The organism is Shouchella hunanensis (assembly GCF_028735875.1).
GTDB classification, from domain to species: domain Bacteria; phylum Bacillota; class Bacilli; order Bacillales; family Bacillaceae_D; genus Shouchella; species Shouchella hunanensis.
The window spans coordinates 1,017,337-1,039,645 of sequence record NZ_CP117834.1; the positions used below are offsets into that span (position 1 = coordinate 1,017,337).

General features: G+C 35.5%; 23 protein-coding genes. 3 read left to right on the forward strand and 20 right to left on the reverse strand.

The window, feature by feature from the left end; genetic code table 11:
- Window positions 1-122: 122 nt before the first annotated feature.
- Genes PQ477_RS05375 through galU form a run of 10 tightly spaced genes read right to left on the reverse strand, consistent with a single transcriptional unit; the run spans window position 123 to window position 10,353 of the window.
- Complete coding sequence (locus PQ477_RS05375; protein WP_274273106.1) at window positions 123-1,445, reverse strand: UDP-glucose dehydrogenase family protein; 1,323 nt, start codon at window positions 1,443-1,445, stop codon at window positions 123-125.
- A gap of 30 nt (window positions 1,446-1,475) precedes the next feature.
- The gene (locus PQ477_RS05380; protein WP_274273107.1) at window positions 1,476-2,846 is read right to left on the reverse strand and encodes a sugar phosphate nucleotidyltransferase; all 1,371 of its coding nucleotides are present in this window, start codon (window positions 2,844-2,846) and stop codon (window positions 1,476-1,478) included.
- 3 nt (window positions 2,847-2,849) lie between these two features.
- Window positions 2,850-3,869: a glycosyltransferase family protein gene (locus tag PQ477_RS05385; protein ID WP_274273108.1), complete on the reverse strand. Its 1,020-nt coding sequence runs from the start codon at window positions 3,867-3,869 to the stop codon at window positions 2,850-2,852.
- A 9-nt stretch (window positions 3,870-3,878) separates the two neighbouring features.
- Window positions 3,879-4,355 carry a glycosyltransferase gene (locus PQ477_RS05390; RefSeq protein ID WP_349775498.1) on the reverse strand — a complete coding sequence of 159 codons (477 nt, stop codon included), beginning with the start codon at window positions 4,353-4,355 and terminating at the stop codon, window positions 3,879-3,881.
- Window positions 4,352-4,807 carry a PssD/Cps14F family polysaccharide biosynthesis glycosyltransferase gene (gene pssD / locus PQ477_RS05395; protein WP_274273109.1) on the reverse strand — a complete coding sequence of 152 codons (456 nt, stop codon included), beginning with the start codon at window positions 4,805-4,807 and terminating at the stop codon, window positions 4,352-4,354. The genes PQ477_RS05390 and pssD overlap by 4 nt, the downstream gene beginning before the upstream one ends.
- Window positions 4,804-6,264: an oligosaccharide flippase family protein gene (locus PQ477_RS05400; protein ID WP_274273110.1), complete on the reverse strand. Its 1,461-nt coding sequence runs from the start codon at window positions 6,262-6,264 to the stop codon at window positions 4,804-4,806. Before PQ477_RS05400 ends, pssD begins: the two co-directional genes overlap by 4 nt.
- Window positions 6,261-7,268, reverse strand: coding sequence for a polysaccharide pyruvyl transferase family protein (locus PQ477_RS05405; protein WP_274273111.1), 1,008 nt, complete (start codon window positions 7,266-7,268; stop codon window positions 6,261-6,263). The genes PQ477_RS05400 and PQ477_RS05405 overlap by 4 nt, the downstream gene beginning before the upstream one ends.
- Window positions 7,256-8,761 (reverse strand): O-antigen ligase family protein, encoded by a 1,506-nt coding sequence (locus PQ477_RS05410; RefSeq protein WP_274273112.1) that lies wholly within the window; start codon window positions 8,759-8,761, stop codon window positions 7,256-7,258. The genes PQ477_RS05405 and PQ477_RS05410 overlap by 13 nt, the downstream gene beginning before the upstream one ends.
- 13 nt (window positions 8,762-8,774) lie before the next feature.
- The gene (locus tag PQ477_RS05415) at window positions 8,775-9,455 is read right to left on the reverse strand and encodes a sugar transferase (protein ID WP_274273113.1); all 681 of its coding nucleotides are present in this window, start codon (window positions 9,453-9,455) and stop codon (window positions 8,775-8,777) included.
- A gap of 13 nt (window positions 9,456-9,468) precedes the next feature.
- A complete protein-coding gene (gene galU, locus PQ477_RS05420; RefSeq protein ID WP_274273114.1) occupies window positions 9,469-10,353 on the reverse strand; it encodes a UTP--glucose-1-phosphate uridylyltransferase GalU in 885 nt (294 codons plus the stop codon).
- A gap of 555 nt (window positions 10,354-10,908) precedes the next feature.
- On the opposite strand from galU, the gene PQ477_RS05425 reads away from it, so the two are divergent.
- Window positions 10,909-11,184 (forward strand): hypothetical protein, encoded by a 276-nt coding sequence (locus PQ477_RS05425; protein ID WP_274273115.1) that lies wholly within the window; start codon window positions 10,909-10,911, stop codon window positions 11,182-11,184.
- 253 nt (window positions 11,185-11,437) lie between these two features.
- On the opposite strand, the gene PQ477_RS05430 is transcribed toward PQ477_RS05425, so the two are convergent.
- Entirely contained in the window at window positions 11,438-11,947 is a 510-nt protein-coding gene (locus PQ477_RS05430; RefSeq protein WP_274273116.1) for a hypothetical protein, read from the reverse strand.
- A 698-nt stretch (window positions 11,948-12,645) separates the two neighbouring features.
- Here PQ477_RS05430 and PQ477_RS05435 point away from each other — a divergent pair.
- Entirely contained in the window at window positions 12,646-13,056 is a 411-nt protein-coding gene (locus PQ477_RS05435; protein WP_274273117.1) for a hypothetical protein, read from the forward strand.
- Between the two features lie 417 nt (window positions 13,057-13,473).
- Here PQ477_RS05435 and PQ477_RS05440 read toward each other — a convergent pair whose 3' ends face one another.
- From PQ477_RS05440 to PQ477_RS05455, 4 genes are all read right to left on the reverse strand, one after another.
- Window positions 13,474-13,635 (reverse strand): hypothetical protein, encoded by a 162-nt coding sequence (locus PQ477_RS05440; RefSeq protein WP_176463690.1) that lies wholly within the window; start codon window positions 13,633-13,635, stop codon window positions 13,474-13,476.
- Window positions 13,632-14,720 (reverse strand): Rap family tetratricopeptide repeat protein, encoded by a 1,089-nt coding sequence (locus PQ477_RS05445; RefSeq protein WP_274273118.1) that lies wholly within the window; start codon window positions 14,718-14,720, stop codon window positions 13,632-13,634. Before PQ477_RS05445 ends, PQ477_RS05440 begins: the two co-directional genes overlap by 4 nt.
- A 580-nt stretch (window positions 14,721-15,300) precedes the next feature.
- Window positions 15,301-15,768 carry a DUF3278 domain-containing protein gene (locus tag PQ477_RS05450; protein WP_274273119.1) on the reverse strand — a complete coding sequence of 156 codons (468 nt, stop codon included), beginning with the start codon at window positions 15,766-15,768 and terminating at the stop codon, window positions 15,301-15,303.
- Entirely contained in the window at window positions 15,765-15,962 is a 198-nt protein-coding gene (locus tag PQ477_RS05455) for a helix-turn-helix transcriptional regulator (RefSeq protein WP_095150905.1), read from the reverse strand. The genes PQ477_RS05450 and PQ477_RS05455 overlap by 4 nt, the downstream gene beginning before the upstream one ends.
- Window positions 15,963-16,200: 238 nt before the next feature.
- Between PQ477_RS05455 and PQ477_RS05460 the strand changes: the two genes are divergently transcribed.
- Window positions 16,201-16,818: a rhomboid family intramembrane serine protease gene (locus PQ477_RS05460; RefSeq protein ID WP_274273120.1), complete on the forward strand. Its 618-nt coding sequence runs from the start codon at window positions 16,201-16,203 to the stop codon at window positions 16,816-16,818.
- A gap of 501 nt (window positions 16,819-17,319) precedes the next feature.
- Here the strand turns inward: PQ477_RS05460 and PQ477_RS05465 are convergent.
- The 5 genes from PQ477_RS05465 to PQ477_RS05485 all read right to left on the reverse strand — a co-directional run bounded on the left by PQ477_RS05465 (window position 17,320) and on the right by PQ477_RS05485 (window position 21,950).
- The gene (locus tag PQ477_RS05465) at window positions 17,320-18,189 is read right to left on the reverse strand and encodes a class II fructose-bisphosphate aldolase (RefSeq protein WP_060704568.1); all 870 of its coding nucleotides are present in this window, start codon (window positions 18,187-18,189) and stop codon (window positions 17,320-17,322) included.
- Entirely contained in the window at window positions 18,189-18,644 is a 456-nt protein-coding gene (locus PQ477_RS05470) for a PTS sugar transporter subunit IIA (protein ID WP_274273121.1), read from the reverse strand. The genes PQ477_RS05465 and PQ477_RS05470 overlap by 1 nt, the downstream gene beginning before the upstream one ends.
- 21 nt (window positions 18,645-18,665) lie before the next feature.
- Entirely contained in the window at window positions 18,666-20,087 is a 1,422-nt protein-coding gene (locus PQ477_RS05475; protein ID WP_274273122.1) for a PTS fructose transporter subunit IIC, read from the reverse strand.
- Window positions 20,084-21,007, reverse strand: coding sequence for a 1-phosphofructokinase (gene pfkB / locus PQ477_RS05480; RefSeq protein WP_274273123.1), 924 nt, complete (start codon window positions 21,005-21,007; stop codon window positions 20,084-20,086). The genes PQ477_RS05475 and pfkB overlap by 4 nt, the downstream gene beginning before the upstream one ends.
- A gap of 148 nt (window positions 21,008-21,155) precedes the next feature.
- The gene (locus PQ477_RS05485; protein WP_035393604.1) at window positions 21,156-21,950 is read right to left on the reverse strand and encodes a MurR/RpiR family transcriptional regulator; all 795 of its coding nucleotides are present in this window, start codon (window positions 21,948-21,950) and stop codon (window positions 21,156-21,158) included.
- Window positions 21,951-22,309 lie beyond the last annotated feature (359 nt).

A 22,309-nucleotide genomic window follows, 5' to 3' on the forward strand; every position in this document is an offset into this window, starting at 1 on the left:
TCAACAAGCAAATTTTGATAGATTATACCTAGTATTTTGATCCCTCTTATGAATAAATAACATAACAAAAACACCTCAAAAATATAAGTTAGATTAACCCTTACATTCTTGAGGTGCTTAGTTTATGCAAACTCTTTCTGAGTCTTTACAATTGGACGACCAATTGAAAAATAATCCAAGTTTGCTGATTTCATAGTTTCTACGTTGAAGCAGTTTCTTCCATCAAAAATAACTGCATCTTTTAGATTCTCTTTAAATTGCTCTGTAGTAAGAGAGCAAATTTCTTTCCATTCAGTTACAATAAATGCTGCGTCCGCATTATGAATTGCACCTAAAGCACTGTCTGCATAGTTGACAGCTTCGGGTAACACTTTTTTTGCATTTTCCATTGCGATCGGGTCATAGCCAACAACTGTAGCTCCTGCAAGAACTAATTCTTCAGCGAGTACAAGAGATGCTGCTTCTCGCATGTCATCCGTGTTCGGTTTAAATGCTAATCCAAGCATTGCAATTGTTTTACCTCGTAAAGAACCAAAATACTCTCTAGCTTTATCAACAAGTAACCTCTGTTGTTTATAGTTAACTTCTATAACAGCTTTTAACAAGGTAAATTCATGTTCAACATTCCCTGCAATTTGAACAAGAGCGTTGGTATCTTTAGGGAAGCATGAACCGCCATAACCGATACCAGCATTTAAGAACTTGTCTCCTATTCGCTGATCTTGCCCCATGCCTTTTGCTACATCATCAATATTTGCATCTAGCTTATCGCAAAGATTAGCAATTTCGTTTACAAAACTAATTTTTGTAGCAAGAAACGCATTAGATGCATATTTAATCATTTCCGCACTTCGAATATCGGTCCGGAAAACAGAAATTCCAAAAGGCTTATTAATCTCTTCAATTAAGTCTCCTGCAATTGGACTATCTGCTCCAATTACAATACGATCCCCATGGAATGTATCTTGAACAGCCGAACCTTCGCGAAGAAATTCAGGATTAGATACAACATCAAATGGAGTATCAGTTCGTGTTCCTATAAAGCTCTTAATATAATCATTCGTCCCAACAGGAACTGTACTCTTTGTTACAATAACCGCATAACTCTTTAAATGACTAGCAATATTTTCAGCCACAGATTCTATAAAGCACAAATCTGCTGTTCCGTCTTCTTTTTGAGGTGTGCCAACAGCTATGTATATTGCATCAGCACTTTTAAAAGCTTCTTGATGCTGTGAAGTGAAGGATAGGCGACCTTCATTAATATTTTTTGTCATTAACTCAGATAAGCCAGGTTCAAAAATTGGAGAAAGCCCTTCTTGCATACGTTTGATTTTCACTTCGTCTACATCCACACAAGTGACAGTATGACCAACCTCTGATAGCGCCACACCTGTTACTAGCCCTACATAGCCCGTGCCAACTACTGCAATTTTTCTTTTCATCTTTTCACCAACTTTAGATAAAATTAGTTTCTATAGAGTCTTTTGTTTACAGTTTATTAGTATATTTTTCCAGTCCTCAATCAATCGACAGTTATCTTCTTCGACCAAGTTGTATCCAGTTTGAATTTCAATCAACTGCAGCTCCGTTATAGCCTTTAAACTATGTTTTGAAAAGGCTGGTATTTTCACTGTGTCACCAGCTTTTATTGATGAAATTTCCCCATCCAATATAAATTCACCAGCCCCTTTAACGATAGTCCAGACCTCGTCCCTAGTTTCATGATATTGGTAACTTAAATTTTTTTGAGGGTAAATCGTAATTTTCTTTGTCAGCGTTCCATTTCCATCTTCGTAAGTTGTATTATCAATTACTTGATACCAACCCCATCTACGTTCTTCATACATTGGTCGTTGATTTATACCTTGAACGAGTTCTTTTATTTTTGGACTTGCTGATTTATCAGTAACGAGAATGCCATCTGCACTTGTTGCAATTATAGTATTCTTTAAACCTAATGCAACAATTGGTAAATTCAACTCATTAACAATGTGAACATTTTCAGAATCATCACTTACTATTCCTTTACCAATGATTTTTGAACTCATTTCATCTGTTAAAGTATTCCAAGTACCAAGGTCTTTCCAATATCCATTATATGGAACAGCTATAATGTTCTCCATTTTTTCAACAACTTCGAAATCGAAACTGATTTTCGGGAGGGTTGAATAAATAGAATGTAGTTCTTCATAAGTAGTTGGAAGGCCACGTTTTTCTAAAGCATTAATAATCGTTCGTAATTTAAAAGCAAAAACTCCGGCATTCCATAATGCACCTTTCTCAATAAGATCAGTAGCTATTTCCAGGCTTGGTTTCTCACGAAAATGACTAACCTTAATAGTTCCATCATCATTAAGGGAGGAAGGTACTATATAACCGTATTTAGATGAAGGAAAAGTTGGCTCAATACCAACCAAGCCTAAGTCTGAATTTGAATTCTTTAAGACATCTTCTAAATTAGTAATTTTATTAAAGAAATCAGCCTCGACATAAGGATCAACTGGAAGTACTGCGACTACATCTTCTAAGGACTTATTATCAATTGAATACAAGTAAGTTGCGGCAAGAGCTATTGCGGGAAAAGTGTCTCTTCTTTCCGGCTCAACTATTAGAGGGATATCAGACCCAACTTGGTTGGTAATCATATCGACTTGTGAATGACTTGTGGTTATTAATGTTTGACCAGTTAAGTCATTTTCTTTCAATTGATTCCATACTCTTTGCAACATAGACACTTTCTCACCATTGTGTTCTAAAACATTTAAAAATTGTTTAGATCTAGCATCATTAGACAATGGCCATAACCTTTGGCCAGAACCACCTGAGAGTAAGATGAAATTCATAATTTATCCTTTCATGTTTACTTTAGTTTTAAATACCTCTAACTGACCTTTATATCTACTTTCTTTCGATTTCTTTGTATTTTTTATTTCTTTCTTTAATACATCTCTCTTTCTATGTGCCTCTCTAATACTTTGAGCAATTTCACTTGCACTATTTTCTGTATATATTGCGCCAGACATATAAATATTTCTAAGTGCCTTTTTATCTGATAAGACCATCACTTTTTCAGCACCTAAACCTTCATTACTAACACTCATTTGAATGTCATCAAAGACAGTTAATCCTAGCAAAACGTCGCAATCCATTAATTTGCGATTGTACTCTTCATTGGTTAGCCACCCTGTAATTTTAAGATTTTCAGGTAAGTCAGATGGAGCTATTCCAAATTTCTTTTCTAATTTAACTGCATTTCCAGTGAGTGTGAAATTAATGTCTTGATTATGAACTGCGCAATCCAAAATTTCTTTTATAGGCTCATCTTCATTAAATGAAGCAGGGAAGAAAACGTTTATTTCCTTCTCGGCTTGCTTATTAGTAGTAGAATAGGTTTCTATAGTTGGTTCATAATCAATCGTTTTGTCTTCTAGGATTGAAATATTAGATTTCTTAAACGGAATTTCATCTTTTACACTTTCATAAACAACGTCATTATGAACACATATGAGATCAACTCTGTTAAACAAAAAGCTTGTCCCGAATCGATCCTTCCACGGGGATCTAGTCATTGCGTTATGTGTATCACTAATTACTTTTACTTTTCTGTAAAACACCTTATAAATGACTGGTGCAATTAAAATAAATGATGGCGGCGTTTGTACAATCACAAAATTAGGTTTATTTTTAAGAAGTACGATAAAATCTAAAATGAAAAACTTTATATAGTTAAGTAATTTTTTGAACATACTGTTCGTTGAATTATCTCTATAAATAACTTTAAAATCACCTAAATTTATTGATAGATCTTCTAATAGAGATTCGACTCTTGCCTGATTTTTTGTCCACACTAAAAAAACATTCTTCATATTCCCACATCAATTCTTAATGATATTGTCTAAAATAAACTTCGCTAATCTATTATTTTGCTCATATCGTTTATATTCTTTATCCAGTACATTATTTAACGTTTCTTCTAGCTTATTAATGTTGGTTAGAACCTCAATATAGCCCGCTTCGGAAAATGCAGTAACTATTTCATGTTGATGATCATCAACATGTTCTCCTAGATTTGCTTTTCTTGGAATAGACAATACTTTTTTCCCATTATTTAAAGCAGTAATTATAGAAGAAGTTCCCCCATGGCATATGACAATATCACTTTTCTCAATAATCTCGTCAAATTTACTTTTATCTATTAATTCATCTGACGGAAAATACTTAGATTTCATTGAATGGCCACGTTGAATATAAACCTCGTCTCCGGATAAATATCCTGACTCATAGAGTAAATCGAGTTGATTAATCACTCGGTTCATCTTAAACTTCTGAGTACCCAAACTAACGAATATCAATACAAACTCCCCTTATACAAGGCATTAGGATAAAATTTAAGCATATTTTCCCACTGTACAAAAAAATGATCAGCAAATTTGTAAACAATTCTACCAGTAATTGTTGGGCTGTTTACTTTTGCAAAACTTTCAATGTAAATCACCTTACTACCAAATAATTTAGCAAAAAATAAATAAGGGATTACCGATCCAGCCCCTGTTGATATAACATATTTCGGTCTAACTGTAATTACGAAATAAAGAGATTTTATTATATTTATTAGAAATATAAAAGTGAAGAATATATTTTTTCTATCTTGTTGAAGGAGAAAACTACAATCCATAGAAGAATTTGTCCGGTTTTTTTCAGTGATGAGGTTTAATTCAACATGTTTTTCTTCAGAGATAACTTTTTGAAGTTGTAAGAGTTGTGCCCAGTGACCACCTGTTGAACTTATTAATGTGATTTTCATTTCTTCTCCTTCATTCTTAAAATAACTTCTTTTAATTCTTTATCTCTCACAATAGTCAGGAGCATGATTACGAGTGAGCAAACAAAAATAACAGATCCAATTAATATACCTGTGCTGGTGCTGGATTGAAAAATTATAAGCGTACCTACAAAAAACAATGCGTATTGACAGACATACGAATTAAATTTATCTATTCTTACTTTCACATCAGTCATTAAACAAACTACAAACAATAAAGCAACAAGTAATTCCACAAGTATTAATGTGTAAATAGCTCCCACTAGACCAATTTTGTTCATAAGTAAAAAATTTAATCCAATGCTTAATAGCGCTGCATAGAATTGATAAAAAGCTTTCTTTTTAATGTATTTTTCGGTAACTAAAACACTCCCAATGTTATTGGAAAGTAGTCTTAAAGGAACAACGACTGCTAAAAAACTAATAAAAATTCCAGCTAATTTATACTCATCTCCAAAAATCAAACTCGTAACAAATGGAGAAATAAACACCATCGGTATACCAATGACGATACCTAGCATAATAGACAGCTTACTGCCGACTTTCGTTAATAGATCTACTTTACTTCTTTCACCAGTAGACCATCGATGAATTTTAGGAATTAAGTAGCTTTGATAAAGCGTAATTGGTAAAAGAAAAATCACATTTAATACTGTAAAGATAACGTTATAAATTCCTGCACTTTCATCTCCTAAAGTGATATTGACAAAAAAGATCGGTGCTTGAAAATAGATTAAGTAAAAGACCGTTGTCGCTCCGTAAGGGAATAGAAATACAAATGCAGTTTTGACGTCTGGTGATTGTTTTGCGTTAAAAGAATACTCTCCATGTCCAACTAATTTTATATTATGTGTTGAGATTCTTCTTAAAAGAAAAAGATACCAGATGAGCATTGCAATAGATGTAAAGACATATCCAAAAGCTAAAGAGATGACAGAAAATCCAAAAAGTACCCCTATAATTACGACTAAAAATTTAAGCCCATGATTTAGAAACTTTAAAAAAGATAACCTAATATAGTTCTCTTCCAATTGATAAACTGCTTCTGCTGGCGTACTAAAGGAGCGAGTTAATAAAACACTTACGAAAGCAATTGATATAAAGAATGTCAGTTCAGATGTGGAAGAAAAACGAATTAAAATGATATATAGAATAGATGATGCAACGGTTGTTACTACAAGCAAAATTAAATTTGGTCGTAACCATCTTAATCCATTCCATCCTTCTCTTCCAATTATACGTAACCAATTTGGTCCTGCACCAAAGCATGCTATGCCGCCTAGTAACATAGCTGTATTAAATGCAGTCATGAAAGCACCATAATCCGCAACGCTAAGAGACCTTGCAAGTAACATTTGTGTTATAAAAGCTACAACTACTGCGCCAAGTTGTGATGTCCATATACTAATAATATCGGTGAAGCTTTTTTTCTTACTCATGAAGTTAAATACTCTTTTTTTACAATGTTAAAATCTTTGGAGATCAAATGTAGAGACTGGCTATCGGATTCTTCCCATAAATATTCTATCTTCGGAGAATAGTTGTAAATGTAACATGAAATATTAGCTAAATCACACACAACTCCTAAATGCAATCTAGATGTAATAACAACCCTACTATTTAAAATAACACTCATTTTCGCTTTAAAATCAGACTCTTTATCGTAAATTATTTCTATATCGCTTTTATTTCCTTTTAATCTCTCAAACAACTCTCCACTAACGATTGGATCATAGGAAGAATCAACATCCATTATAATAATTTTCTTACATGAATATCTCTCTATTAAACTGTCCACTTCTCTAATTAAATTATTTAAATTGTTCCCCTGTGTATCTTTGTATTTTTCTAAATTCCTCCACCCTATTAAAAGAGTATTCGTGTTTAAACTCCCAAATTGATCGTTATTAAAGTGACTTTGCAAATATTTAATTGAGGGATCTCTCACTAATGAAATCTTATCCTCATTACCTTTTACATTTTTGACATATTGATATGATTTCTCATCTCTAAGACTTAAAAAATCAGCTATTTTTATTAAGAAATCGGCTTTTAATTTTCTATTTTTTCTCTTGAGGTTTCCCACTCCGACCCCTGTGTAAATAATTTTTTTTCCGAGTGATTTAGCAATAGGCATGTATTTAAAAAATCCATCCCCATCTTCATCTGTAAAACAAGTTCCCCCCCCCCAAACAACCGCTTCTGATCCTTTAATCGCTCGAAGAAATGTCTGCATCTTTTTTCTCTTCATATTGGGCCAAATATGAACCTCATTAATATTTTTATATTCATCAAAGCCAATTAGTTTATCAAAGGCAAGAATTTTTATTTGATGATTAGGAAACTCTTCTAGTAAACTAGCAAGCATTAAATCGTCTCCAAGATTATTTTTTCCATAATATCCAACTAATGTAATACTATTAAAAGACTCTAATTCTTCCATTTTGCTTTCCTTTCTAACCTATACTCTTTATAAATCAATATTGAAAAGCCTATTAAGAGAGTAAACATAATGTAGTTTTGATTATGATAAGCTGCCCAACCAGTAAAATTATAAATACTTAAAGTAAATAGTGATGAAAAAACTACTAGTGCATACCTTTGGTATTTTATAGATTTACTAAAACGCATGACCGTAAGCATTTTAGTTAAAACAACTATTAGAAGCACTACATATGCTATACCTTGAAAAATGCCACCCTCTGTAGTTAATAACAAGTATATATTGTGAACGGGATGTGAGTATGCAAAGCCACTTCCCATAGAATTTACAACATCAGTATAATTATTTAGACCTACCCCGAATAAAAAAGTTGTAAGATCACGTGTCAGAATACTTATACTAATATCACTTAATCCGCCTCTATACGAGAATTGATAGATAAAATCGGAATCTAAAAATCTACTCAATAGCTCCTCTCCTCGGAGGAAAAAGGCTATAAACACCACTGCAAATAAACCAGTGGCTACGTAAACGATTCTTGTTGTATTTATTTTCCGTCTGGTACCTATTAAAAAATTACCAATTATCACTAACGAGGTCGCTAGGAAAAACAAGGCAATAGATGCCCTAGCATCAGTCATGACTATTAACATTACACCTAATATAAAACTTAATAAAGTCATATAATAAAGCTTCTTACTGCTATTATTATCTTTATTTAATAGATCATTTAGTAAAAAAGGCAATATCATCACAAAGAAAAGTCCGAATATTCCAGGATGACCCAACGTCCCACTCATCCCATGTTGACTTTCTTCAACAATGGAAGTTGATCTAAAAGGATCATTACTTTCACCTAAAACCCTTAAGCCTAGAGGTTGAACAGTCAAGTATTGATAGATACCTATGATAAACTGTACAGGTATCAAGAAAATCACTACTGCATTTTTAAAACTATTCCATAAATGGTCTAGCTTATAATTATACATAGTAATCAACAAAAATATTAGGATAATGTTTCTTATTAAAGGATAAAGAACTGCATAATGATTAACTGCGAAGAACATTGATATTACACCAGAAATAATCAATAATACCCATATAAAAAGCTCTGTAATTACTGGCACTTCAAAGTTTTCTTTTTTTAAGACACTCACGACTAAAAGAGCAATTAACAGCATATAAAATTGGTTTACTGTTATAGCTGCTCTCAAACCTCCAGGATGTTCTGCTGAAAATCCGTAATCACCCATATACAATATAGGATATTCTATATTGAATGCCATAAATGCAAAGAAAACAAAAATACATACCCTAGCGATATTTATCTCCACAGAGTTAAATATGATAAACAAAGTGGCAACAATACATACTGCAAAAAGTGATAAAGCAATTATACTTGAGAAGTAAAAAGATACACCTACCAATGTTGCCACTAACACAATCGCTATCGTTAATAAAGTAAGCTTTAAGTTATTTAAACCAGTTTCCATCAGTTCTCCTTTTTCAATAAGCTCCATTAGGTTTAATTAGTACGAGGACTGTACGAAATATAATTATTAAATCAAAGTATGTATTTCTCTCTTTCATATATCTAATATCCATCTCAACCATCTCTTCAAAACCTACATTGTTTCTTGCACTAACTTGCCACACTCCGGTACAACCTGGTTTGACAGATAATCGTTGCTTATGATAGTTGCTGTATTCAGCAACTTCTCGAGTTAAAGGAGGTCTAGGACCCACCAAACTCATATCTCCTTTTAACACATTTAGCAATTGAGGCAGTTCATCAATGCTCGTCTTTCTAATGAATTTACCGATTTTTGTTACCCTAGGATCATCCTTCATTTTAAACATGTGCCCACTTACTTCATTATTCTTTAGTAGGTCATTAAGTAATTCTTCGGCATTACTTACCATAGACCTAAATTTATACATATAAAATTCTTTTCCATCTTTACCTACTCTAACTTGTTTAAAAAAGACTGAGCCTTTAGGGTCTTCTTTTTTTATTAAAAGGGCTATAAATAAGAATAGAGGTGATAGAATGATAATCCCTAATAAAGACGCAATTATATCTATAAAACGCTTACTAACAAGATAAAAACGAGAACCATTAATATGAAGTTCTTCTTTTAGTTGACCTTTTTCAACAGGTATTTTTTTTTTGCGTGCTGCCTCCATTTAGACACTCCTTTTATTTTATTGATGCTTGGTATTCATTTACGTATTGATTTAATTTTGTTACTAACTCTTCTCTTAATTCTTCATTCTGCATCGCAAACTCAATTTGCGTTAGCACGAATCCTAGCTTATCACCGACATCGTAGCGGCTTCCTTCAAAGTCATACGCATATACTTGTTGAAGCTTGTTTAATGCTTGAATGGCATCCGTCAGTTGAATCTCTCCGCCTGCTCCTGTTTCTTGCTGCTCTAATAACGCAAAGATTTCTGGGGTTAACACGTAACGTCCCATAATTGCTAAATTTGAAGGTGCTGTACCTGGTTTTGGTTTTTCAACAAATTGTGATACTCCGTAAAGGCGTCCATTTTGTGATGTTGGATCAATTATTCCGTAGCGGTGTGTCGCATCATCTGAGACCGTTTGTACGCCAATAACCGATCGTTCGGTTTCTTCGTATTGATTCATTAATTGTTTTAAACAAGGTGTATCGGCTTGCACAATATCATCGCCAAGAAGTACGGCAAATGGTTCGTTCCCAATAAACTTTCTTGCGCACCATACAGCATGACCTAATCCTTTTGGTTCCTTCTGTCTTATGTAATGGATATCAATCTTGGATGACGCTTCGACCTTCTCAAGCATATCGAGCTTGCCTTTGTTAAAGAGGTTTTGTTCCAATTCAAATGAGTGATCAAAGTGGTCTTCAATCGCTCGCTTGCCTTTTCCCGTTACAATGATAATGTCTTCAATTCCAGACTGTACCGCTTCTTCAATAATGTATTGAATCGTTGGCTTGTCCACAATCGGAAGCATTTCTTTCGGCATGGCCTTTGTTGCTGGTAAGAATCGAGTTCCTAAACCAGCTGCTGGTATTATTGCTTTTTTTATTTTCATCAACACAATTCCCCCTATTACCTCTAACACAACAATAAAAAACAGTTAGAAAAATCCCCACATTATAAATGTAAGCGCTTTTCTAACCGTTTTTTTAACTTTTATTGGTCTTATTGACCAGAGGCATTGAACCTCTCCTCACACCATGCCATCGGCGACCAGCGCCTAAGGTGCAAACCCTTAGCATAGCCGAGTGCCTTCATTGATAAAGGTATTGAAGACATGACCATAATTGTTAAAACTCTCAAAACAAACAAAAAGTGGTTCAAAACCCACTTTTTTGACAATATCATGCTGATTTCTACAAGTTTGAGAGCTCTACTCATAATTTATCATAGTTTTATAGGGAAGGCTAGAAAAGTTCCCTCCAAAATAAACCTTTTATTGTTAAGCTTTGGTTACGGAATTGGTAGATATTATTAAATTGACGTAATACAATTAAAAAGTCGCGGTTGCATTAATAATGGAGAGCCTTATACTCAAATATAATTCCTGATATACCTCAATAAAGCTTTAAGCTTAGTTATTACTAATTAAACAGGTTGGAGGTAGTGCTACTTGTATCAATTAGTATTTAACGTTTCTTTTAAATTAATGGCTTATTTACTAGCGGCTCTCTTATTATCACTTATGGTTGGAATGCTCTATAGCCTTTATTTATTGCTCATTGGAACTGAATTAACAGGCTTTACCTTCTGGGATCATTCTTTTTTAGCTGGCTACTTTATTTCACCTATTTTTATATCATTGGTTATAAGTTATTTTATTTCTAGAAACTATCTCAGTAGATCGAGAAGCAAAGTGACTGCAATATTTATTGCTTTACTGGTTTAGATATTCTTTTTCTTCTAGAGTATTAAACCTTTCTATCTATAAAAGATCATTGAATGAAGGGTTAGTGCCCCGAATAAACTAGGCGCACACTTAATAATTGTTCAAGAAGTAATAAGTAAAAGAAAAACCTCAAGTTATGCTCCCTTCAATGTGAAAAATTTGGAGGGAGAATTTTTGTCGATTAAACTCGGAGATGGTTTACTAGAAGAATTATTCATACTTTATAGTTTATGAGGAAAACACACTCTGTCACTCATTCAACCTCAAACTCGTAGACAACTTCCAAGTCCTTGTTTTTGAATTGCAATTGGATAGGACTAGAAACATCCGCTTCTAGAAACCCAAAGGAAAAGAAGACGCCTTGTTCCTCATCAATTGGAAGCTCTCCACTCTCTGTATCTTTAATAGAAACAGAATGAATGCTGTTACCCTCAACAAGAGCGCTAGGCAAAAGAATGCCAATATACGTTTCTTCCGCCCCTTTTACACTTAGAAACTTGGGGTCGCTTTGATGAATGAGGTTTGTTACTTCGCCAATGTGATCCTCTGTCACCATCGCAATACCTGCGTGGTTACCATCCTCAGTTAGAAAGAGACCGACAACAGGGTCTTGATGGTACGTGCGCAAAGGCTCATGCCTTTTCTCTTGAATGTATTCGGTGTACCTTACCATGGCTTTATCATCTTGCGGAAATAGAAAGAAAGCAGCGAGAATCAGTGCTAGCACAATAGCTAAGGACACCCAAAGTCGTTTTTGTTTCAACCGTTTCACTCCTTATGTAGAAAAAAGTCTTTATGAGATATTTTTGTTTCAGTTGATAATGTTTACGATTATGCCTACCTTATACTTTTTTCATAATACCGTTTCTGAAGTATGGTCAAGAAACACAGGTCAACGATAAACCTGCGCTTTGAGTAACATCCTTCTCTGTATATATTCTAACGTGAACTAGAGTTTTCACTATCATCCTTTATTTGTAAAAGCCATGGATAAACAAAGAAGTATACAAGGAAAAAGCCAAGTGAGTAATAAAAAGCTTGCTCTAAACCTAGTATAAAAAAGGTACCAATAAAAATAATTATTGAAATAGAAAACGATAATAGAAAACGATTTTTTGAATTCATGTCATACTCCTTCTGTTTTTGTCGAATTTCAATTTAAATTCTAATTCCTCTTTATTTTTCTTACACAAAGCTTTAGACTTGGTGTCGAAAAATTATTGGTTTTGTGTGATTAAGAGGAAATTGCCGAATATTTTTAGTATCTTCGCAAAATATTATACGGACCACTCCCAAAAACCATTTTGATAGACTCTGATGACTTTTTATGGGTTCACTGAAATTCCACTCTAACTAAAAACGAAATGCTTAGTAGATTAACTGATTATAACCATATATGATAAATTTATAAATACAGACTATTAATAATTTATAAAAAATTTATAAATGGGGGGTCTACATTTGAAAAAATTATCTCTTTACACACTATCTTCTTTTTTCTTATTAGCCGGATGCTCTTCAGGGACTGATTTGAATGATGTTCAGTTTGTTCATTCCCAGTTTGTATTTAATCCGATGCCTACTTTTGCAATTACTCTTGAGAACGAGAACAATCAGGAGATTGATGTTGCCTACGAACTATCGTTTTTTGATGATGGAGTAAATGAATACTTTGAACATGAGAGTGCATCTATTCATGCCGAAATCCCAAATACAATTCCCGGAGACCAAGAGTTTACTTTCTCTGTTAACCTTGAAGAAGTGCCACCAGATGATATTTTAGAGAATATGTATGATTTTGATTTGAATCTTCAAGAGTTTGATGGTGATGAGATTGTTAATGAGAGAACCATTGAAGTCAGAGCAGAATAATAAAGAAGACTAGAAGAGTTTAGGCTCTTTCTAGTCTTTTTTTAAAGGAATACCCTTATTACCTTTTATGTGGTCGGCATTGTCTCATACATAAAAACACTGATCCTCTTTCATGTAATAAGATTTAATCGTGTCTTTCCTCCACCTATCAATAAAAAAAAACAACCAGCTGATTCTTTGGTTGTTCAAATTAAATGAAACGTATTGCTTATCTCAATTACCTGTTTCATTTTTGGGTGGTGAGTTAAGCTCTATTACGCTATAGTCAGTATCTTGTTTTTGGGATGAAGCATCGAAAGAATTGGATACAAGATAAAGAGAACTTACGATAAGTAAAGCTGCGGTCATGGTACATACTTTCTTCATGACTGATCAACTCCTAATATAATTTTAATCTTATTCTAATTGCATCGGGAGTCAATCATAACCATTTTCATGCTTTGATGTTGTTAAAAATTGATCTACAATTCCTTTATATCCGTTTTCTTGACTTAAATCCGAAGCTTCAGTGTCCCCTGATGTAAACGTAAATGAAACCATAATAAGCATCGCAGCTAGCATGGAAGTTTTTTTCTTCATGATTGATCAACTCCTAATATAATTTTACTATTCATTTCTTTTGCGTACTCTAAGAAATACAGAGCCTTTGCCGAATCAGCAACCTTTTCAAAATGTTTAGAAATTTCCCTGCACAACTCACGACATTCAACAAAGTCCTCGTTGGCTTCCAGAATTTCTACTCCTCGATTGACAAGGGAAATATCGTCTTCTAAGTAAAGGCCACGACAGATCATAAGCTTTGCTTTTATACCTTTTGCATCTTTATTATGTACCTCTTCCTCTAATTGTTCAAGCCCCTCTGGCTTATTTCCCAACCTTAATTGTAAATTTATAACATGATATTTCGCTTTTAAATAAATAGCTGAATCTTGAAATTCTTTAATATCTAAGGCTTCGGTAAAGTGTTTAATAGCTTTTTCATATTTCTCAAGTGCAATGCTATTTACACCAATATTGTATTTCGTTATAGCATAGTTATATGGATACGATTCTGTAGCAATTAGTAACTCATTGTAAATTGATTCTGCCTTTTCGTGCTGATGAAGTTCGCTATAAATTCCTGATAAAATATGCTTACAAGTAAAAACGTTAACAATATAGGTAGGATCTTTTTCAAAGAACTCTAACGCTTGTTCAAGATAAGAGAATGCGAACGTATACTGATCAATATGATAATAACTAATTCCGAGCTTCTGATAAAATTCTGCTTTTTCCACAGGATCATCTACTTTTTCAATAAGTCTTTCAGCAATTTTGTACGTACGTATAGCTGACTTATATCGCTTTTGATAAAACTCATTTCTTCCCCAAACATAGTAATACATAAATTTCAAGTAGTCATTGGCTTGGTTTGCTATGCCTTCTAAAATGGTTACATCTAAATTCGCTTTCGCTTCATCTGGAGATACCTTTAACATTAACAGATCATACTGCATCGAAACCAATTGATAGTAGGCTAACATTTTGTCGTCCGGTTTCATATTTGCAACCATTACATCGACTTTTGGTTTTAATAATTTTGCTTGTTTTATATCCTTTGTCATAATGCAGCTATACCATTCTACAATTTGTTGTCCTACCCTTTCGACGGCATATGTCTTCATATCCAATCCTCATTTCTTCAATTTCAATCTCTTTCAAATAGTATACAGGAAATTAATTGAAATTTAAGATTTTCCAGGTTGGGAAAATGGTTGAACCAGTAAGTTTTTTGCATATCTGTTTTTGTCTATTAGTGTCATTTTTAGTCGAAAGGATTTGGTTATATTTCATAGTCTACGAGGAAAAGACACTCGGTTATCACTCATTCAACCGCAATTTCATAGACGACTTCCAAGTCCTCGTTTTTGAGTTGCAATTGGATAGGTATTATTACGAGTATAGATTAATAAGTAGCCTCCCTCGGAAAGTGGTTTAATAAATCGAAAATGGTCTATCCCTTCTTTCCAAATCGATTCCCTCCATCCCTTACTACCGCTAAGGTTATTTAATAAGGAATATGATGAAGGGGCTTTGTTCGGTCGTGAAAATACTCGCAAAGAGATTATGTTTAATGGTCGTGGCCTTGTTATAACGAGTAGGCAAAAAAGAAAAATATGCTAACTGTAGCTTTCAAAAACTCTAAGTGCGCCTTATTCATTAAAAAACTGTTGTTTGCTGGTTGCTGGTATACATTGAAGTTAATTATTCATCATCCAAAAGGTCTTTATTTTTCTTGTAAGACCTTACTAAAGACAAGAAAGTAAGTAAGTACATTAGGAAGGATACTAGTAAGAACTGTGCTACCATACTTAACCAATCGGTAGAATTTGTTGGTAGATTAATGAAAATAGAAGACAATACAGTGAAAATCCCACCGAATATCAATGATTGTACTAACGTCGTCTTTCTTTCTTTCTTAAATTCCTTTTTGCTAGACAAATTTGTGTATTCAATTCCTGATAAGGAATATCTTACTGTAATATAAATCGAACCAACACCAATAAGGGCAAATGTAGATATAGTCATGTCTAGCTGAGTGAAACGACTTAAAGCTAATAACACAATACTCGATAAGAATAACAAAACAAAGCTTTCTGCCATGTAGTAGACAATTTTTTGTTCTTTATACTCATCACTAGGTAACAAAAAACGAATCCACGTTTTAATCAACTTCCCACCTCCCAAAACAAATCATCCAAAGTCTTATTCAAGACTTGGGCAATATCTAAACAAAGCTTTAAAGATGGATTATATTGCCCTTTTTCAATTAAACCAATAGTTTGCCTTGTAACATTAGTTAACTCTGCTAGTTCGCTTTGGGTTAGGGATTTTTCGAGTCGTGCAAGCTTAACCTTATTTATCAATAAAAAATCACCCTTTCCAATTACTAGTTAATTGTAACATATACATTGCATAATGCAAACTATATATTACATATATTCAATATGTAAGTAAGTGTACTTTAATTGTGCGTATTATAGGACTTTCATTCTTCCCCCCTTAGCTGTCCTATTAACTAAGGGGGATTTTGCAAGTGTTTAAGGAATAATACATAATGCTGATGTGATTAATTTAGCAGAGTAATATAAAGGGGTGAATTTTATGTTTTATTTTGAAAAGAACGTAAAGCAGTTTGTGAGTAGTTATCCAATAACAGTGATCTATATATGCTTGTGTGTCTTCTTTTCTCTAATAGTTCTGTTTTTTCTTAATGGTTATAGGGAGCATTCATTATTGCTTATGGGGGCATTGAATGGGAATACGCTCGAAAATAAAGAATTTTGGAGATTCATCACTTACTCAATTGGGCATATGAGTCTTTTTCATCTGATTGTTAATATACCGTTTTTAATGATTCTATCAAGACCATTAGAGAAATATTTTGGTAGTTTTCTATATCTAATAATCCTTGTTTTTTTATCCTTGTTAACCGGCATTACCATTGAACTGTTTCACTCTAGAGATTTTCCTTTAGCAGGGTCTTCAGGAATTGGCTATGGTTTAATAGGAATTTATATGTATTATATTATTTTTAATCAAAACAAATTGAATCAAGATGACAGAAGGTTCATGACAATCTTTAGTGTAATTGGTTTATTTTCAACTTTTACGATTCCAAATATCTCTATTGTAGGACATTTTAGTGCTTTCACTTTTGGTTTGTTAATGGGGTTTATAACAGATTTAATGATTAAGGATAGGAAGAGAATTACTCATTAGATAGTAGATAAAAGAAAAATCTACAGATTAAGAGCAGATGTACTCAGCATTTTTCATTTGTTTTTTAATAAGGCTCATTTACATACCCTTGGTTTTGCCCCTGCACCAGAATAAGAGCTTAGCTATCATTTAGCATACGGTAAATAGTAGCTCTTGAAGAGCAAGAAGAGAAACAAACACAAAAAACGAGGCTGGGACAAAAGTAGATAGACAGACCAAAATGACGAACATTCCTGAAAATAGGAACGTTCGTCGTTTGTTTTATATGAAAATGAGCGGAAGGAGAATCTGAAGACTCCTGGGGGATCAGCACGTGTCTGAAGACTCTGGAGTGGCGGTTTTCCAAGGAGGAGGCTGAGGCCGTGTCCCCGGAAAGCGAAGGATTCTCCTGTAGCGGTGCTACTCAGCATATTTTAGACTATTCGTCTTTTCAAATACTACTTTTAGTTATGTCCCAGCCTCTTCCACACCACAAACAATTTCTGTTAGAGGCTGTTTACCTTATACGAATGCTGGTACGACGGTATTCTCACTTCCGACCATACGAATTTTTGATTTCGCCATCTCGATTGCAGCTTCTTTTGCTTTTTGTAAGTAAGCTCTAGGATCTAAGCTTTCTGGTGCATCTTCAAAGTGCTGACGGATGGCTTCTGAATAAGCGTTCTTTAATTCAGTCGAAACATTCACTTTGGCCATTCCGAGTTCGACACATCGGCGTACATCTTCCTCTGGTACGGCTGATCCCCCATGTAGTACGAGCGGAACATCGACGATTGAAGCAATTTGTTCAATTCGTTCGAAATCAATTTCTGGTTTCCCTTTGTATATGCCATGAGCTGTTCCAATAGCTGGTGCTAGAGTAGGTACTCCTGTTTGTTCAACGAATCGTTTACACTCTTCGGGAATGGCTTTCTGCGCATCTTCTTCAGCCACAACGATGTCATCTTCTACGCCACCGACTTTGCCGAGCTCTGCTTCAATGTTAACACCTAATGTTTTTGCCAACGCGACGACTTCTTTAGTACGAGCAACATTCTCGTCAAATGGATGCATCGACGCATCAATCATTACAGAGGTATAACCGGCGCGAATGGCTTCTTTTATGACGTTATAATCTGTGCAATGATCCAGGTGCAGACCAGTTGGAACATTAAAATGCTCAGCTGCTGCTTTTGCCACTCGCACAAGGTTGTCCGCTTTTAAAGATTGAACCGTTCCCACTGTTGTTTGGAGAATGACCGGTGATTTTAATGCCGCTGCCGCTTCTAACACCCAAAAGATGCTATCAAATGAATGGACGTTGAATGCGACAATGCCGTGTTTATTCGCTTTCGCTTTCTCTAGCATTGGTGTCGTTGATTGTAATCCCATTAGTTGTCATCTCCTGTAATAGCTAAATTAATTTTCTCTGAAAGTTCACGTGCAGTCTGTGCCTGAAGAAAACCATCTCTTTTCTCGTCGTCCATCAGGGCTGATGATAAGGCAGCCAACGCTTGCAAGTGAGTAGAGCCAGCTTCTTCTTTTGGAATAAGCAACGAAATAAAGAAAAAGGCGGGTTGATCATCAAACGAGTCCCAATCAATCCCTTGCTCCGTTCGAACAACGATGATGCCCGGTTGGGTAATGGTTTCAGCTTGCGTGTGAGGAATGGCAAATCCGTCTAGGAATCCCGTTGTGCTCTGTGCCTCTCGCTCTTTTAAACCCGCCATCACTCTTTCTGCGTCTGTTGCTATCCCATTTTGGACAGCAATCTCAGCAATTGTAGAGAAGACCTCTTCTTGTGTTTTGGCTGTTGCATGCAAATGAATTTGATTTTCCGTTATCATGTCTTTCACTCCTTTAGGTGTTTAGTCTTCGATTGGTTTCCCTCCAGCAATCTTCTTGCGGTATAAGCCAAATAGAATGCCGGCTAGAATGGAGCCAGTTAAGATAGAAAAGACCCATTTTAATGCTCCTGTTACAACTGGCAAGACGAGAAACCCGCCATGTGGTGCTGGCACTTGGACGCTAAAGTAATACGTCATAATGGCAGCGATAGACGATCCGAACATAAGGATTGGTAATACAACAATCGGGTTTTTCGCCGCAAAAGGAATAGCGCCTTCCGTAATATGAGTTGAACCTAGTATAAAGTTGACCATTCCAGCGTTACGTTCTTCTTTCGTGAAATACTTACGGTAAAACAAAACAGCAAAAGCGGTAATGAGCGGTGGTGCAATACAAGCCGCAGATACCCCTGCCATAAAGTAGAGATTTCCTTGTGATAACAACAATGTTCCTGTTACATAAGCCGCTTTGTTTACCGGTCCACCCATGTCAAATGCACACATGGCGCCTACTATTAATCCTAACAACAGCGGGCTCGAAGTCTGGACAGAAGACAAGAAGGTCATCATTCCTTCATTTATGGAGGCAATCGGTGTCATAAGCGGGAACATCACTGCTCCGATTAGGAAAATACCGAGTACTGGAAATAAGAAGATCATTTTCAACCCGTCTAAAGACTTAGGAAATTTCTTCATGACGAATTGTAGAAGAACAATGAGATAACCAGCGGCAAAACCAGCTATAATACCACCAAGAAAACCAGCGCCAGTTTCAACGGCCAATAGTCCTCCTATAAAACCAACAACCATACCTGAGCGTTTTCCAATCGATTCGGCAATGAACGCAGCCAGGATCGGAACCATTAAGCTAAAACTAAGTCCGCCTAAGTTGTTTAAAAAGCCAGCAAAGGCATTATAGGTTTCATGGTCTGGATCGGCCGAATAAATCCCAAATAAGAAAGATAAGGCAATCAGTACCCCACCACCTACGACAAATGGAAGCATGTGAGATACGCCATTCATTAATGACTTATAGATAGAGCGCCCAATAGAGCCGCCTTTTTTAGTTGTAGGCTTTTCTGTTCCTTCTTGGTTTGTGTAGCCACTTTTTGCTTTATAGATGGGAGCTTCATCCGTAAGAATTTGTTGAATAAGCGCCTCTGCTCCACGTAACGCTTTAGCCACTGGAACATCAACAACAGGTTTTCCATGAAACCGATCGGCGTTCACATCCTTGTCAGCGGCTACAATCACGCCTTTTGCTTCTTGTATGTCCTGCTCAGTTAAAGCGTTCTCAATTCCAGCCTGACCGTGGGTCTCAACTTTGATTTCAATGTCTACATCCATTTTCTCGGCCGCTTTTTTTAGTGCTGCCGCTGCCATAAATGTATGCGCAATGCCCGTTGGACAACCTGTAACAGCAATGATTTTAACTTGACTCATACGTATTCCCTCCTAGTTACTTCAACTTGATTCAAAAGTTGCGGAACATCCTGCAGATCACTTAATCCCTTAGAAAATGCCGTTGATGCCCCTGTAGCTGTAGCCCTCATTAAGGCTTCCTCTAGAGGGGTTCCATTCTTATACAGTCCTATAAATGTTCCAAGTAGCGCGTCGCCCGCACATGCTGTATTAAGTACGTCCCCTTTAGGAGAAGTGGCAAGGATACATGTATCATCATTTATAAAAATGCTACCCTTCTCTCCACGAGAAATGAGAATGTTCCTAGCGCCTTGAGTGAGTAATTCTTTTCCGTAATGGATACACTCTTCTTCGGTTAATTCGTGCTCAAGACCAAAGAAATCAGCGAGCTCTTCTTCGTTCGGTTTAAGAAGGTAAGGCTTGTGGTGTAAAATAGCCTGAAGCGAGCGGATACTTGTATCTAAAACAAAGTCAATTCCGTTTGTTTCACAGATCTTTGCCATCTCCGCTAAAATTGATTCGCTTACATTTCTAGGTAGGCTACCTGAGACAATGAATGTATCTCCTGCATGAAATTGCGCTACTTTATCAAGCAATTCCTGTTGTTTTTCAGCTGTTACTGAAGGCCCTTGATTTACTAGCTTGTACTCTTTATCTGCATTCATAAACACGTTGACTCGCGTAATGCCATCCACTTGAACAAAATCGGTCTTTACATCCATTTCATGTAAGGATTGCTCAATAAAGCGCCCGGTAAATCCAGCAACAAATCCCATCGCTACACTATCGATCTTATACTTTTTTAATATAATCGAGACATTGACGCCTTTTCCATTTGGCTGGTAGTCTTCATCGACCGTTCGATTCACTCGTCCTGGCTTCAGCGTATCTAGCTCTACGTAAAGATCGATTGCGGCGTTCATCGTGCACGTATAAATCATTTGTCTCACCAACTTTTCTTGGTTTTCTTTCTTGTCCTTATTATGGCACGAGCTATTTTGTAAATGTTTTCAACTTATGAAAACAAGTAGCGCATAACAAAAACCACGCTTCTCGTTAAAAGATGGAGAGGCGTGGTTTTTATATGTTTTATTTATGGGCGGCATCTTCCCTACGTATCACATAAGCATCTAGTAATACTCTAGCAATGACGTTAAGAGACAGCCTGGAACGGACTTCATATTCAGGTATTGGGGAACCCTCACTCTTATAGCCAAGTAAGGTCATATCGGACAACTTGTTTAACGAAGAATTCACTTTTGTTGTTAACGTAATGGTTGTGACTTGTAAGATCCTTAAGTTTTGACAAGCCTCAACAAGTTCTTCCGTTTCTCCATTTAAGGAAACGAAAATGACTAAATCGGTTTGATGATTCATCTTCCGAGATTTAATTCGTATGATGTTAGGATCATCATGCATTTCACATGTCTTTCCTAATACTTGTAGCTTTACCATCATTTCCTGTGCAATCATTTGAGAAAATCCTCTGGCGAAGATATAAATTTTTTCTGCATTAAACATTTTCTGGACAACGTCTTCAATTTGTCCAATGCTTTGCAATTGTATCGTTCGACGGACTTCTTCTTCATTTTTCTGTAACGCTTTTTTTATGGAATGATCAATACCACTCAAGTTCCCCTCTGTATCAACCATTTTCTTATCTTGTTCCAATCTATATTTGAAAGGAGTATATCCCCGGTAGCCCATCTTTTTCATTAAACGGACAATGGTTGCTGTTGAAACTGTTGCACGCTCACTTAATGTAACAATCGACATGGTTGCAATCTCATCTAGATGATCGTGTATGTACGTTAACAAATAACGTTCCGTTGAGCTCAAGCGCTCAAACGTTTCAGGAGCGATGTTAAATAGTGCTTTATCCATAGTAGACCCCACTCTAAACATTTTTTCAGTAACTCTTTTTTAGTTTACCCAACACTGTTTAAAGAGTAAACGGAACGTAGCCAAAAAGAACGACATGCACAGAACTTATGACGGCTTTCTGCCCTTACTTATAGCGTTTACCCTTTCTTGCACAGCTTTTCGAGTTCACTAAACCTAGTATACGCCTTGATCTACATGATACGGGGAGATGTGCTTTGGAAAGCCAGAAGGTGAGCGCAAAGTACGAATACTCGATTTCTCTATTACAAAATGAAAAGAACCTATCTAGTAGATGAAAGGTTCTCAGTGTCGAAAATCTTATCTAAATCAAAACTACTCCTTTTGATTTTCACCACTTC

Excerpts from the sequence above, each read along its gene's own strand:
- PQ477_RS05375 (WP_274273106.1), bottom strand. The coding sequence starts at position 1,445 with ATGAAAAGAAAAATTGCAGTAGTTGGCACGGGCTATGTAGGGCTAGTA.
- PQ477_RS05380 (WP_274273107.1), bottom strand. The coding sequence starts at position 2,846 with ATGAATTTCATCTTACTCTCAGGTGGTTCTGGCCAAAGGTTATGGCCA.
- PQ477_RS05385 (WP_274273108.1), bottom strand. The coding sequence starts at position 3,869 with ATGAAGAATGTTTTTTTAGTGTGGACAAAAAATCAGGCAAGAGTCGAA.
- pssD (WP_274273109.1), bottom strand. The coding sequence starts at position 4,807 with ATGAAAATCACATTAATAAGTTCAACAGGTGGTCACTGGGCACAACTC.
- PQ477_RS05400 (WP_274273110.1), bottom strand. The coding sequence starts at position 6,264 with ATGAGTAAGAAAAAAAGCTTCACCGATATTATTAGTATATGGACATCA.
- PQ477_RS05405 (WP_274273111.1), bottom strand. The coding sequence starts at position 7,268 with ATGGAAGAATTAGAGTCTTTTAATAGTATTACATTAGTTGGATATTAT.
- PQ477_RS05410 (WP_274273112.1), bottom strand. The coding sequence starts at position 8,761 with ATGGAAACTGGTTTAAATAACTTAAAGCTTACTTTATTAACGATAGCG.
- PQ477_RS05415 (WP_274273113.1), bottom strand. The coding sequence starts at position 9,455 with ATGGAGGCAGCACGCAAAAAAAAAATACCTGTTGAAAAAGGTCAACTA.
- PQ477_RS05440 (WP_176463690.1), bottom strand. The coding sequence starts at position 13,635 with ATGAAGAAAAAAACTTCCATGCTAGCTGCGATGCTTATTATGGTTTCA.
- PQ477_RS05445 (WP_274273118.1), bottom strand. The coding sequence starts at position 14,720 with ATGAAGACATATGCCGTCGAAAGGGTAGGACAACAAATTGTAGAATGG.
- PQ477_RS05460 (WP_274273120.1), top strand. The coding sequence starts at position 16,201 with ATGTTTTATTTTGAAAAGAACGTAAAGCAGTTTGTGAGTAGTTATCCA.
- PQ477_RS05465 (WP_060704568.1), bottom strand. The coding sequence starts at position 18,189 with ATGGGATTACAATCAACGACACCAATGCTAGAGAAAGCGAAAGCGAAT.
- PQ477_RS05470 (WP_274273121.1), bottom strand. The coding sequence starts at position 18,644 with ATGATAACGGAAAATCAAATTCATTTGCATGCAACAGCCAAAACACAA.
- PQ477_RS05475 (WP_274273122.1), bottom strand. The coding sequence starts at position 20,087 with ATGAGTCAAGTTAAAATCATTGCTGTTACAGGTTGTCCAACGGGCATT.
- pfkB (WP_274273123.1), bottom strand. The coding sequence starts at position 21,007 with ATGATTTATACGTGCACGATGAACGCCGCAATCGATCTTTACGTAGAG.
- PQ477_RS05485 (WP_035393604.1), bottom strand. The coding sequence starts at position 21,950 with ATGGATAAAGCACTATTTAACATCGCTCCTGAAACGTTTGAGCGCTTG.